Raw genomic sequence first — 13,906 nt, forward strand, 5'->3', positions numbered from 1 at the left:
GAACGACCTCTTAAGGAAAGCATGTCTTTGGTGGATTCCATACCTTGTTTTGCTGCAGCAATACCGGCATTGATCATCTCTGAAAGAGGTTTCCCCTCATCAAAGGCTTTTTGAAGGGATTCAGCGGTTGGATAAATGGTATCAAACATGGTTTTTTCTCCAATTTTTACCTTTCCTCTTCGTTCGATGCCATGAGCAAAAGCCATCATTAGAGCAACCAAGTCTTCCCGAGTAAGTGTGCTTTTTCCACAAACGGCTGTTCCTGCATCCATAAAAGCGGTTCCGTAAAGTGGTCCCATGGCTGCTCCGCCAGAGAAAATGATCGCCTTTCCAATCGATTGGAGGAGGCTTCCAATATCATTCTGATCATCGGGGTAAGCGTCCACAGCTTCTTTCACTTTTTTAAAGGCAGCAGTGACACTTTCTCCATGATCGGAATCCCCAATTGGAGAATCAAGGTCATTCAAATATTGGCGATTTTCCTCAAGTCGATTTAAAATTGAAGTAAATGACTCTTTAATCCTATTAAAAGAAATGGTATCAGCCATTGTTATTCGTCTCCTTTAATGCTGAATGAGATGTACTCCATCGCAAGGAGCATCAATTAACCGTTTTAAGTCTTCATCAAGTTTGGTGAGCGTAATGGAAAAACCGCCCATCTCCATTGACGTAAAATACTCTCCAATATAATTCCGATGAACAATGATTTGATGATCGGTAAGAATTTGATGGAGTTTTCGATAGCAAATATACATTTCTAAAAGCGAGGTTGACCCAAGACCACTCATCAGAATTGAAACTTCATCTCCTGCTCCAAAAGGGAGATCCTCAAGGATTTTCTGAGTAATGAGGGTGGTGACTTCATCAGCAGACATCAATTTCGTACGCTGTATTCCTGGTTCTCCATGATGGCCGACTCCAATTTCCATCTCATCGTCACCAATTTGGAAACTCGGTTTGCCAGAAGAGGGCATAATACACGGTGTGTGAGCCACACCAAGACTGCGGGTGTTAAAGATGGTTCGGTTGCCAACTTCTTTGAGGGTGGCAAGGTCAGCTCCCTCTTGGGCGAGGGCACCCATCATTTTCCAGAGAACCACTTCACCAGCAACTCCTCGTCGATTATCCATTCGATCCTTTGGAGATGACGCAACGTCATCATTTACTACTAAGATTTCTACCGGAATTCCTTCATCTTGAGCTAACTCTGCAGCTATTCCAAAGTTCATAGTGTCACCAGAATAATTCCCAATACATACCAATACCCCTTTGCCACCATCAGCTGCTTTAATGGCTTCATAGCAACGCTGAACGGGGGGAGCGGCAAAGATATCCCCAACTGCTACGGCATCTAAAAGACCTTTCCCAATATATCCAATAAAAGCTGGCTTATGCCCTGAGCCCCCTCCAGTTATTACACCTACTTTCCCTTGAATGGGAGCGTTGGAATAGACTAAAACTCTTTCATTAGGGAGACGTTTCACTTTATTTGAATTTGCCAGTACATATCCTTCTACCATCTCTTCGATAAGATTTTCATATTTATTAATAAATTTCTTCACGTAGTTGACCCCCTTGTAAAATATTTACCTAATTTTAGCTTCCAATTTATTGATAAATAGACCGTAATTTTTTTAAAATTCTCATGTTACTTGATAATCTTGGTAATAATTTTTCAATACTTGGTAAAGTTTTTGGTATTTTTCAAATAATGTCTTATAAAGCCGATTATTTTCTGAAGATGGTTCTAATACATCCCCATGTCGAATAAACCTTCCGCATCCGCTTTGAAATGAATCAAAAATACCAGTTCCGACTCCAGCAATAAAAGCCGCTCCAACCGAAGCTGGATCATCAATATTGGTGGTTACGACTTCAATACCAGCAACGTCAGCCATAATTTGACACCACAATTGGCTCCTAGCGGCTCCACCCGAAACAATCAAGTGGTCAGCTTCAAGCCCAAAATCTTTCAGAATTTCTATCGATTCTTTTTGGCTGAAAGCAACTCCTTCTATGGTTGCCCGAATTATATGCCGGATGTCGTGTTGGTAGCTTAAACCAAAATAAACACCACGAGCATTAGGATCGGAATGAGGGGTTCGTTCTCCTATAAGATAAGGCAGGAAAACCAGCTGATCACTTCCTGGTCCAACTTCACCAGCTAATGAGTTGAGGTGATCGTAACTCAAGTCCTTTTGGAGATGAAGTAAAGAATGACGAAGCCAACGGTACGAACCACCTGCAGCTAAGGTACACCCCATTAAAAACCATTTTCCCGGGATAGAATAACAAAAGGAATGCAAACCTCTATTTTTTTGGTCCATTTTTGCTTCTTCAGTTTGAGCCATTACAACACCAGAAGTTCCCAATACACAAGACATAATGTTTTTATCAATAACTCCAAGACCAATACCTCCGGAAGACTGGTCGCCACCACCACCAACAACTGGGATTCCTTCTGGAAGGCCCGTCTCTTGTGACACTTTTAAAGAAACATATCCAGTTATTTCGGTTGATTCAACCACTCGAGGAAAACAAGAAAAATCAAAATTAAAATCTTTGATAAGCTTTCTTGACCAGGTGCGTTGCGCGACATCAAAGAGTAAGGTACCAGAGGCATCTGATACTTCAGTGATATATTCATCGGTTAACCGATAACGGAGATAATCTTTGGGAAGGAGATAATGTCTGGATTTTTGTAAAATATCCTTTTGGTGTTTACGAAGCCATAAAAGTTTGGGGAGCCAATATCCTGTGAGCGGTGTGTTGGCAGTATTTTGTAATAGCTTCTCTTCGCCAATCATTTCTCTTATTTCATTTAATTCAATAAAGCTTCTCTGATCACACCAAATCAATGCTGGCCTGAGGGGTTGACCTTTTCCGTCAAGATTTATTAAACCAAGCATTTGTCCTGATAAACCAATAGCTTTTATAGAATCTAGGCTTCCGATTAGTTGTTTTATTTTCTGAATTAAAGTTCGAAAAGCTTCCCACCAATCATAGGGATTTTGCTCGGCCGAATAAGAATCTGGATATGATACAGTCAGTTCAACTGATGCTGATATTATCTTGGTATTATATAAGTCGAGAAGCGATGCCTTTAGGGATGATGTACCCAAATCAATACCTAAAATGTATTCCGCAGGCAATAGCGACAGCTCCCTTCATTTTTTTAGATTAATCCCCCCAAAAAATAAAAAATATACAAAAATACAATTCAATAATTAATAATATAAGATTCCTCCATCAACATTGATTGCCTGTCCCACAATAAAATCGGCATCATCGCTGGCCAGAAAAGCAGTAATACCAGCTAAATCTTCTGGAATACTAATCCTTCCCTTAGGAGTCATTTTGATGAATTTCTCTTTCTTGACCGGATCATTTAAATTAACCTGACCTAATGGAGTATCCACAATACCTGGGCAAATAGAGTTAACGTTGATTCCCAAGGGCGCAAATTCTCTTGATAGTGCCCGGGAAAAGTTCATCACAGCTGCTTTGGTTGCAGCATAGGCAGCTTGGGCAACATCTCCATTTTTTGCACCTATAGAAGAAACGTTAATAATTTTCCCCGATTGCTGTTCTACCATAACTCGACCGATTTCTTGACACATTAAGAATACACTCTTTGCATTTACAGCAAAAATCCTATCCCAGTCCTCCTCTCTATAGTCGACCACTAATCCGGATATCATAATCCCAGCATTATTGACTAGAATATCAATTCGATTAAATTTTTTTAGGGTTTCTTCTTTTATTTTCACTGCAGTATTTCGTAAACTGACATCTCCAATAACCACCAAACTGGGACGGTGGTAGTCTTGTTCTATGATTCGAGCCACTTCTTGGCAATTATTCTCATTTATATCATTAATAACCACCGAAGCTCCTTCTTTGGCTAAACCAATCGCAATAGCTTTTCCTATTCCCTGTCCAGCACCGGTTACTATAGCAATTTTATTTTCGAGTCTCAAAGAAAATCCTCCTTTCAAAAAAACTATGATATTTTTAAATTTATAAACTTTGCTATTTAAACCAAGCTACAAATATTATGACTTCTTATGATGCTTTCTAATGATCGTTAACAAAAAAGAATAAAGAAGATAATTATCTTTTCATTACATACCAAGATTTAAGATCTATCTTCATTATTATAATACCATTTGCTCGGTTTCTTTATCAAAAAGCAACAGGTAATCACTGTCAATTTTTAAAAAAATCTTCTCATCTTCTAATCCAAAAAAATCAGGGGTAGTCTCGACCAAAAGTGTTTTATCACCACAAAGAACGTGAATAATTTTCGAATCCCCTAATGGTTCAACCGCAAAAATAATTCCTGGAATCAAATTGGAACTGTTATTGGATTCATCCTTAAATATTTGTAGATTCGTTGGGCGAATACCGAAAATCCATTTTCTTGATAAGATGTTCTCCAATTCCCTGAGTTTCGCAACTTTTTGCTCATCGTGAATTTCAACTGAGTGGCCTGAAAACAACAGAATAAAACTTTTTTCTTTAAGTTCAATAGAACAACCAACAAAATTCATTGGAGGCTCTCCCACAAAGTCAGCTACAAACAAATTTTGTGGTTTAAAGTATATCTCTTGTGGTGTACCAACCTGTTGAATAACTCCAAAATTCATTACCACAACCTTGTCGGCCATTGCTAATGCTTCAATCTGATCGTGTGTAACATAAATCATGGTTTTCCCCAATTCTCCATGTATTCTTTTCAATTCTGCTCTCATACGGTTTCTCATTTTGGTATCTAAGTGGGAAATTGGTTCATCTAACAAATATACATCAGCATCTCGAACCAGTGCTCGAGCAAGGGAAACTCTTTGTTGATGGCCTCCACTTAAACCTTTTGGATATTTAGTCATTACATCAGTTAATTCTAAAATTTCTGCTAATCGTTGGACTCGACTTTTTATTTCATTTTCAGGAAATTTCATAGCATGCAACGGAAAGGCAATATTATCAAAAACTGTCATCGGTGGGTATAACGCATAAGATTCAAAAGCCATAGCTATATTGCGGGTCCCCGGATCCAATTCGTTTACCAATCGATTACCAATATAAATCTCTCCACCCGTGATTTTTTCCAAACCAGCGATCATTCTCATGGTTGAAGTTTTCCCACATCCAGAAGGTCCTAAAAAGGCAACAAATTCACGATCCTGAATGGCAAGGTCAATCCCCTTTACCGCTTCAACTTTTCCGTATTTTTTCCATAACTTCTTTAACTCTACTTTAGCCAATGTCATTCACATCCATTCATCACAATCTTTATGCGAATTGAAAAAATTACTCTTCTTTTAACAATACATTCAGACCAGTAGTTGGATGGAAGTAGTGCAATTTATCTGGCTGAAAACCAAAATAGACTCTTTGCTTCATCTCGAAATTTAAAGAACCTGAGTATTTCACTTGAAATTTTATTTTTTGTTGAGCCAAAGTGAGTATTTGTATCATGCCCAAAGGTTCAACGACATATACTTCTGCTGGAAAGAAATTTTCCTTAGGAGCCATGCTCACTAGTATGTCGGAGGGGCGCAATCCAATCTTCAAACGATCAACATTGAGATCATTGATTATTTCAGTCATTTTTTGGTTCAAAACCATCTCGAAAGCTTCATTCCGAAGGATAATTCCCGAAGTGGTTGATGACAAAAAACTCTCGAAAAAATTCATTGGAGGATCTCCAACTAATCCACCAACAAAATCATTCTTGGGAAAATTAAATATTTTTTCCGGTTCAGCAATTTGCAAAATGCTTCCCTGATTTAAGACAATAACACGATCTCCCACTCCTAATGCTTCTCGGTAATCATGGGTTGTATAAAGAGTTGTTATTCCGAACTTTCTTTGAATATTTTTTAATTCCCCCCGAAGCCGATGGCGTAACTTAGCATCAAGGTGAGCAATTGGTTCATCCATTAAAAATACCTTAGGATTCCTCACCAACATTCGACCCAAAGCAACTCTTTGTCTTTGCCCACCACTCAGTTGGGAGACATTTCTATCCAATAACCAATCAATTTGCAGAAGTTGAGCTATTTCTTTAATCTTTTGGTCGATTTCATTTTTGGGTAGTTTTCTAAAGGGTGAATGCAAGGGGAAAGCCATATTTTGATAAATTGTCTTATTCGGATAAAGAGCATAAGTCTCGAATACCATAGCTACATCTCGTTCGGGTGGAGGAAGTTGATCAACTCTTTGTTTTTCAATATATATTTGACCAGCAGCGATTTCTTCAACTCCTGCAATCGTTTGAAGGAGTGAAGTTTTTCCAGCACCCGATGGTCCTAAAATCGTTAATAACTCTCCGTCCTTAACTTCACAATTTACTCCTTTTAATGCAATTACTTTCCCGTATTTTTTCCATACATTCTTCAGGGTTAAGCTTGCCATTTAAGATTCCATCCTTTTCACAATGCCGTTTCTCATCTGTAATAATTCTTCTTTCTCCCGGATTCTTTCTCGATTAAATTTTCGATACCAGGGAATAATTAACAGAAGAGCGAAACCCAAACCGATCAAAGGAACAATCCAGATTGGAAGATATTTTTCCAGCCAACCCAGCCATAAAAATCCAAGACCAAAGGTGGTCATAACTGATACAAAAATTCGATCCCCAAAGCCAAAATCCACTGGACTTCACGCCCTTTCCAGCAATTTGAATCACTCGTTAAAGATTATTATCCCTTCACAGCACCTAAAGTTAAACCGCGGATGATGTATTTTTGAACTGCGAATGTAAATACTAAAACGGGAATAACCTGTAAGGTTGCAACTGCAGCTATTTCACCCCATTCAATCGCCCGCGAAGTAACCAACCCTCGGATTCCTACTGGGACAGTTTTTGCCATAGCGGCAGTTAAAACATTGGCAAATAAAAATTCATTCCAAGAAAAGATGAAACAGAGTATTGCAGTAGTTACTAAACCCGGAGCACTGAGAGGTAAAATGACCCTCCAAAAAGCATCCCACCTGGAGTATCCATCCACCATGGCTGCTTTTTCAAGGTCACTAGGTATGTCCTCAAAAAAACTTCTCATGATCCAAACCACAAAAGGTAAATTAAAAGTGGTATAAACAATCACTAAAAGTGATCGAGTATCGTGAAGCCCCCAACGAGTTGCCATGATAAAAAAAGGAATAACTAATACGATAGAAGGAAACATACGAGTACTTAAGATCCAAAAGGAAATGTGCTTATCTCCAAAAAGTTTAAAACGAGCCAGCGAATAAGCCCCAAGAGTTCCAACTGCTAAAGAAAGTAAAGTCGTACTTGCAGATATGATAAGACTATTGTAAAACATCGGTAAAAAATGACGCTTGGTAAAAGCCGATATAAAATTTTTTGCAGTAGGGTGAAAAAAGAATTTTGGTGGAATAGCAAAAATATCGAGTCGGGTTTTTAAGGAGGTTAATATGAGCCACAAAAAAGGCATCACATTCACTACCAAAATAATCCCAATAATAATTATAGCGATTATGGTTTTCGTTTTGTTTTTTTCCAAGAGTAACCACCCCAAAATCAGTATTGTCTATCCCATTCAGTTTCTCATGGGGTCAAACCGTTTGCTTCGCCCGGCTTAAAAGATTTACTAAAATAACCGAAACAATCATTATAATATACAGCAAGATAAACGAAATCGCTGAAGCTTTACCAATCCCCCACAGGTAAAAGGCATTCCGATAAATGAACATACTTAAAACATCGGTCGCCTCTCCAGGTCCACCCTCGGTTAATGCATATACAATATCGAAAACCCTGATAGCATCCATAATTCTTAAAACTAAAACGATGAGGATAACCGGTTGAAGCAAAGGAAGAGTAATTTTCCGAAACACTAGAAAAGGTGATGCTTTATCGATTCGGGCAGCCTCATAGGGTGCAGTAGGAAGTGCTTCCAACCCAGCTAATAATACCATGATAAGAAAAGGTGTCCATTGCCATATATCAACAACCATCAATGCCGGAAGTGCACTCGTAATATCAGCCAGCGGAGCAGTAGCGTAACTCATCAGGTGAAGCTTACGAAGGATAAAGGTAACTAAGCCGAACTCCGACTGATAGAGGTAAGTCCAGGTCAAACCAACGACAATCGGTGCCATAATCATTGGTAGCAAGATGAAAGTTCTAACAATTCTCGAACCAGTAACTGTTCCTTGTAAGATAAGAGCAATACACAATCCTAAAAAGAACTCAACCACAACAACAACCACTGTAAAGGTAATTGTTGTTCGAAGAGAACTCCAAAAAGTCGGATCTTTTAATATATTTCGGAAATTATCCAAACCAATATACCCTTTCAGGGTATCCGCTGCTCGTGCTAAGTTATAATCCGAGAGTGAAAGGTTAAAGGCATAAATAGTTGGATAAACGGTTATTATAGCCAATAAAATGATAGTGGGGAGCAATAAAGCCCATTTAAACTTGGTTTCAGTGCTCGATATCCAAAAACCAAAACGTTGAAAAACCGAAAGTTTTTTAAGTGACAATCGACTTTCCCCCTTTTGCTGCACAGAGATATCAATCTCTGTGCAGCAAAATTTTCTTAAAAATTACGCCTTATTTATAACCACCTGTTTTCAAGAGTTCTTCAACTTTTGCCGCAGAAGTATCTAAAGCTGACTTCACGTCTTTCGCTCCAGCAATAACTGAGTTAATTTCCAAAGCAAGAGTTTCAACCATGTCATCCCATTCCGGTATTCTTGGTCGCCATCCAGTACTGGCAGCAGCTTCGTCTGTTGCGGCAAAACTTGGGAATTTATCACGTAGTTCCTGAACTCCATAAACTGACATCCTGGTTGGTGAAGACCCGTGACCTACTCCACGGAGTTGGATATCTTGACTAGTCGCCCATTGAATGAAGAGGAATGCCGCTTCTTTGTTCTTGGAAGAAGTCGGAATACCTAAGCTGGAACCACCATAATGAGAGACTGGGTCCCCATAGGATGGTACCGGGGCATATCTCATCTGTCCAACCACTCTCGATTCTTCTGGATTTTCCATACTTCCATAGTTTTCATCCCACTGAACCGATTGTGCCACTGTACCCTGTTGAAGAGCGGTACTGACATCGTCCCAAGTCCAAGTGGTTACTCCAGGAGGAGCGAATTCTGCCATCTTTTTATAAAATTCAGTAGCTTTCACACCATTCTCATCATTAAATTTTACATTGTAGTTATCATCATAGAATTCACCTTGAAATGCCCATAAAATACAGAGCCATTCACAAACCACTGAGAGGTGACGTTTAGCCATCATACCAGTCCCATAGAGTTCGGGAGGATGATTGAGCTTTTGCATGGTATCCATCCATTCATCCGGCTTCTTTGGAGGTCCAGCTACACCGTATTTATCGTAAACGGCTTTATTCCAAAATAAATACTGGATGACACTATCGAAAGGATAACCATATGCTTTGCCATCCCACATAGTCCCTTCCCACATCCTTGGATAGAAATCATCTAGAGCATTATCCGGATTGACTAAAGCAGGGTTGTCCATATACTGCTCGAAGGGTTCAATATACCCAGCCTTAACATATTTTCCTGTCCAGGAATAGTCAAAGTTGAAGACATCATATATTCCGGTTTTTGATGCAAAATCCATTAATGCTTTTTCTTCAAGGTGTGGATGGGCCTGACGCTCAACAATAACTTTAATACCGGTTGCCTTCTCAAATTCAGGTACAACTTCTTCGACCCAATAGCTAGGGGGAGTGGTTTCGGTTATAAACCGTAAGGTAACCCCGGCATAGGGTTTGGCTGCTTCTTCTAAACTCCATCCAAAGGCAATAGACGTCATTCCCAGAACTAATATCATTACTCCCAATAAAATAAGAGATTTCAGTTTCAATTCAATCCCTCCTTCTTAAGGTATTTCGTTAAATAATTAATCTGTTCGAATACAAAAATTACACCACAAAATTTTTTTACCAAATCTCACCTCCCTCATTCCTATAATTTAACCGATTATTGAATGCAATATCCACCATCAATAACCAGGGTTTCACCAGTTACCAAATTGGAAGCCTCACTAGCCAGGTAAAGAGCCGCAGCTGCAACTTCTTCTGGATAACCAAAACGACGAAGGGGAATTTTCTTTTTCATAGCTTCTCCCACTTCCCCTGACCAGGCTTTTATGCCCAATTCAGTGAGAATAACAGTTGGAGCAATAGCGTTGACATTAATACCATATTCAGCCCATTCCAAAGCTAATACTTTCGTCATACCAATAATCCCGGCTTTACTGGAACAATAAGCTACATGCTTATCAAGGGCGATCAATCCCGCCTGAGAAGCAATGTTGATAATTTTTCCTTTTTTCTGTTTGATCATCTCTCGACCAATGATTTGAGAGAGCATAAAAGGAGCTTTCAAATTTACTGCCATCGTTTTATCCCAGATTTCCTCGGAAAGATTTTCAGCATCATCCAACATTCCTACTCCGGCGTTGTTTACTAAAATATCAATTCGAGGAAAAACTTTAAAGCTCTCTTGATGAATTCTCTTAAGGTCAGTATTTTTAGTAATATCAGCAATAATAGGAAGATTTTGATTGGTCCGTCCGGGAAGGGATTTGGCTACATTGATCACTTCCTGATCTAAATCAACCAATATAATGTTTGCCTTGTATTCTGAAAATACCTGGGCAATGGCTTTACCAATTCCTTTTGCAGCTCCAGTGATTAGAGCGGTTTTCCCTTCCAAACTAAAATTCAGAGAATATGGTTTTTCTCCCAAAATGATCACTCCTTCTTGTAGGTATTTTCCTTATACTAATATGCCATTAATAGCCTGCAACTATTGTTCACAACAATAAACCTCTAAATAAAATGAATATTAACTCCTTCTTTATTTTCAAGCCTCTATCTTTTTTAGAATGGCATTTGAAGAGAGGTTGTCGATAACTAAAATGTTTACAAAACCGCCACACAGAGCTCCGATAATTGCATCAACCTTATTTAACCCTCCGGCAACACCCACAATATCAGGCACTTTTTTAAGTTCAGTTAAAGGGACAGCAATTCTTCTCTTATTTCCCTCAAATTCAACTATATTGCCTTGTATATCAAAAAAAGTGCCATTGATAACACCAACTGCCTCTTTCTCTAATAGTTCTCTATATTCTTTTTTAGTTATGGTTTCGGTATCAATTAACATGGTTTGGGGTGTAACATTTCCAATCCCAACTAAAGCCAAATCTATTTTCTCCGAAAGGGCTGCTTTAATAATAGAATCCTTTAACATCGCATCACGTGTTTTTTGATCTTTAGTGAATGCTGGAGCTGGTAGAAAATATACTTTGGCATGAAGTTTTTTTGCAATGCTTCGAGATATTTCTGTGGCGACAACATTCGCTGAAATTCGACTTAAACCGCCAATTAATTCAAATATTTTAATATTATAATCTCTTTCTTCTAAGGTTTTTATGTATTGAACAAGTTCATAGAGAGTTCTTCCCGAAGCAACGCCAATACTTAGGTTTGGTTGAATAAACTGATTTAAAAGATGCGCACCCTCTTCGGCAACACTTTTTATGATATAGTCAGAACTATTACTAAATACTTCTGTCACAACAACCTTTTTAAGATGGAAAACTTCTTGTAGCCTTTTTTCCAGGTTTCGAAGATGACTATGGTCAGAACGATGTATCTTGATCTGCACAATTCCAACCTCTCGGGCTTTCTTTAATAGTCGGGAACATCTTTGCCTGGACATCCCCAGCAATTTAGAAATATCGAGGATGGAAAGATCATTCTCGTAATAGAGTTGTGCTGCTTTTGTCATTAATTTTTTTTCTGATTGTTCGTTAACCATCATTATACATGATAATAACATTTGTTAAATTACATATGTTATTATCATGTATAATAAAAAAAAGCCTTTAGTTTGTCAATCAGAAATGTAAATTAATAAGAAGTTAAATCGAAATACTTTTTCCATTTAATACCTTTTTGTCCATTAACAAAAAATTTATAAAAATATTTATAATTAAGAAATGACATAACTATTCTTTTCAGTTTATTTCATTTATTATTGAATCGTGTAGCCACCATCAATAACTAAGGTTTCACCGGTTATTAAATTTGAAGCATCACAAGCCAAAAATAATGCAGCAGCAGCTACCTCTTCTGGATAACCAAATCTGTCTACCGGTATTTTTCTTTTCATAGCTTCACCAACTTCTCCTGCCCAAGCCTTTTCTCCCATTTCGGTGAGTATTACAGTTGGAGCAATTGCATTAACATTTATATTATATTTAGCCCATTCCAGGGCTAAAATTTTTGTAACACCGATTAATCCTGCTTTACTTGCCGTATAGGCAGCATGTTTTGGTAAAGCCACCAAACCAGCTTTTGATGCAATATTTACAATCTTTCCATATCTTTGTTGAATCATTTGCCGACCTATAATTTGAGCCAATCTAAATTGTGCAGTTAAATTAACAGCTATGACATCATCCCAATCTTTTTCAGACAAATTTTCAGCATCATCTAATCTTGAGATACCAGCATTATTAATTAATATTTCTATCTTTCCAAACTCCTTAAGACCAACATCTAAAATTCTTTGCAGTGTGTCTGATTTTGTAATGTCACCCTGAACAAAAACAGCTCGACGTTCCAATTTTTCAATCTTTTTTAATATATGATCAACTTCTTTGTCAAAATCTACTAGTACTAAATCAGCACCTTTCTGAGCAAATACTAAAGCAATAGCTTTCCCGATACCTTTTGCCGCCCCAGTAATAACAGCAACTTTTCTCTCTAAACTAAAATTTCCATTAAATGGAACATAATCCATGGTTTGCCTCCAAAAAATCAAGCCGGAAAAACTTATTTATAAAAGGTAAAAATATTAATAAACCATTTACTTACAGCATGATATGATTTTTTTGGTATTTTCTAATGCTTCACGGGCATATTTCTCTGGTTGACTTCCCCAGAGTTCAACAGTCAAATAGCCATCATAACCGATTTCTTTTAAAGTCTGATAAAAGGAGATTAAATTCACATCACCTTTACCGGGAACTGCTCGGGTTTCCGGCGCTCCAATTAAACAATCTTCAAAATGAACATGAACTAAATCTTTTCCAAATGATTGCACGACATCAACAATATTTTCCCCACCATAGAAAGCGTGAGATGAGTCTAAAACTAACTTTACCTGATCAGAATGACACTCATTCATAAAATCAACTGCTTGCCAGGATGTTGTTACTAAGTTTGACCAAAGGGTATTAACAAACTCAATCCCAATATATACTCCTAATTCTTCAGCTCGCCTAATGCCTGGTCTCATTTGATCAAGCGATCGGTTCCAAGCTTCTTTCCAGGATGTTCCATAAACCACCACCCCCGGAACCACGACTAATACTTTGGACTCTAAATCATTACATAATTCAACACATTTAACCAAATAATCAGTAGCAGCCTCTCGCTCAGATTGAAGAGGACTAGAAAAATTCATCCCAAAATAATATCCACTAATTGCTGGAACCTCTAAATTACATTCTTTCACCAATTTTTTTATAGCAATTCGATGCTCTTTGTTAATATCATACGGCCAAACATGAGGACGTGCAGCATCTAGTTCTATTCCATCATATCCCAGCTTCGCTGTCCGCTTTATGGCTTCTTCAACCAAATAAGTTGGCACCCAGCCACCATGAGGACCAAAAGCATAGGCATGTAAGCTGATTTTCACTTTAGCAAGCCCCTTCCTTTGTTAAATTTCTTTAAAATTTAATATATATAAATGCCTTATTATTTTTTTTAAAATCACTAAATAATTCATAGCAAAGAGGGTTCTCCCTTTGCTATGGTTTTATTCTCCAATCTCCTTGGCGACTGCTCGGAGATGCTTCAACCCTTGAACC

Annotated in this window: 14 protein-coding genes; all 14 read right to left on the minus strand. The window is 38.0% G+C overall.

Translation table 11 applies throughout. From position 1 onward, the window contains the following. On the minus strand, positions 1–548 hold a 548-nt coding region (dhaL, locus tag PLK24_RS03255), incomplete at its 3' end, for a dihydroxyacetone kinase subunit DhaL (RefSeq protein WP_324476332.1). A gap of 15 nt (positions 549–563) precedes the next feature. Continuing rightward, complete coding sequence (locus tag PLK24_RS03260) at positions 564–1,562, minus strand: dihydroxyacetone kinase subunit DhaK (RefSeq protein ID WP_324476333.1); 999 nt, start codon at positions 1,560–1,562, stop codon at positions 564–566. An 81-nt stretch (positions 1,563–1,643) separates the two neighbouring features. Continuing rightward, a complete protein-coding gene (xylB, locus tag PLK24_RS03265) occupies positions 1,644–3,152 on the minus strand; it encodes a xylulokinase (protein ID WP_324476334.1) in 1,509 nt (502 codons plus the stop codon). A 75-nt stretch (positions 3,153–3,227) separates the two neighbouring features. Beyond that, a complete protein-coding gene (locus PLK24_RS03270) occupies positions 3,228–3,980 on the minus strand; it encodes an SDR family NAD(P)-dependent oxidoreductase (protein WP_324476335.1) in 753 nt (250 codons plus the stop codon). 177 nt (positions 3,981–4,157) lie between these two features. Further along, positions 4,158–5,267, minus strand: coding sequence for an ABC transporter ATP-binding protein (locus PLK24_RS03275; RefSeq protein WP_324476336.1), 1,110 nt, complete (start codon positions 5,265–5,267; stop codon positions 4,158–4,160). Positions 5,268–5,313: 46 nt separating this feature from the next. Then, a complete protein-coding gene (locus PLK24_RS03280; RefSeq protein ID WP_324476337.1) occupies positions 5,314–6,420 on the minus strand; it encodes an ABC transporter ATP-binding protein in 1,107 nt (368 codons plus the stop codon). Continuing rightward, complete coding sequence (locus PLK24_RS03285) at positions 6,421–6,660, minus strand: hypothetical protein (protein WP_324476338.1); 240 nt, start codon at positions 6,658–6,660, stop codon at positions 6,421–6,423. Positions 6,661–6,707: 47 nt separating this feature from the next. Beyond that, complete coding sequence (locus PLK24_RS03290; protein ID WP_324476339.1) at positions 6,708–7,532, minus strand: carbohydrate ABC transporter permease; 825 nt, start codon at positions 7,530–7,532, stop codon at positions 6,708–6,710. A gap of 52 nt (positions 7,533–7,584) precedes the next feature. After that, on the minus strand, positions 7,585–8,517 hold the full coding sequence (locus tag PLK24_RS03295) for a carbohydrate ABC transporter permease (RefSeq protein WP_324476340.1): 933 nt from the start codon (positions 8,515–8,517) through the stop codon (positions 7,585–7,587). Positions 8,518–8,587: 70 nt separating this feature from the next. Beyond that, on the minus strand, positions 8,588–9,880 hold the full coding sequence (locus PLK24_RS03300) for an ABC transporter substrate-binding protein (RefSeq protein ID WP_324476341.1): 1,293 nt from the start codon (positions 9,878–9,880) through the stop codon (positions 8,588–8,590). A 116-nt stretch (positions 9,881–9,996) separates the two neighbouring features. After that, entirely contained in the window at positions 9,997–10,767 is a 771-nt protein-coding gene (locus PLK24_RS03305) for a GolD/DthD family dehydrogenase (RefSeq protein WP_324476342.1), read from the minus strand. Positions 10,768–10,884: 117 nt separating this feature from the next. Beyond that, entirely contained in the window at positions 10,885–11,814 is a 930-nt protein-coding gene (locus PLK24_RS03310) for a sugar-binding transcriptional regulator (RefSeq protein WP_324476343.1), read from the minus strand. Between the two features lie 246 nt (positions 11,815–12,060). Beyond that, the gene (locus PLK24_RS03315) at positions 12,061–12,831 is read right to left on the minus strand and encodes a GolD/DthD family dehydrogenase (protein WP_324476344.1); all 771 of its coding nucleotides are present in this window, start codon (positions 12,829–12,831) and stop codon (positions 12,061–12,063) included. A 66-nt stretch (positions 12,832–12,897) separates the two neighbouring features. Next, complete coding sequence (locus tag PLK24_RS03320; RefSeq protein WP_324476345.1) at positions 12,898–13,734, minus strand: sugar phosphate isomerase/epimerase family protein; 837 nt, start codon at positions 13,732–13,734, stop codon at positions 12,898–12,900. Between the last annotated feature and the right edge of the window lie 172 nt (positions 13,735–13,906).

Source organism: Atribacter sp., from assembly GCF_035418125.1.
GTDB lineage: Bacteria > Atribacterota > Atribacteria > Atribacterales > Atribacteraceae > Atribacter > Atribacter allofermentans.

Bases quoted from the DNA above. Each gene is read 5' to 3' on its own strand.
- PLK24_RS03280 (WP_324476337.1), bottom strand. From the start codon at position 6,420: ATGGCAAGCTTAACCCTGAAGAATGTATGGAAAAAATACGGGAAAGTA.
- PLK24_RS03310 (WP_324476343.1), bottom strand. From the start codon at position 11,814: ATGACAAAAGCAGCACAACTCTATTACGAGAATGATCTTTCCATCCTC.
- PLK24_RS03315 (WP_324476344.1), bottom strand. From the start codon at position 12,831: ATGGATTATGTTCCATTTAATGGAAATTTTAGTTTAGAGAGAAAAGTT.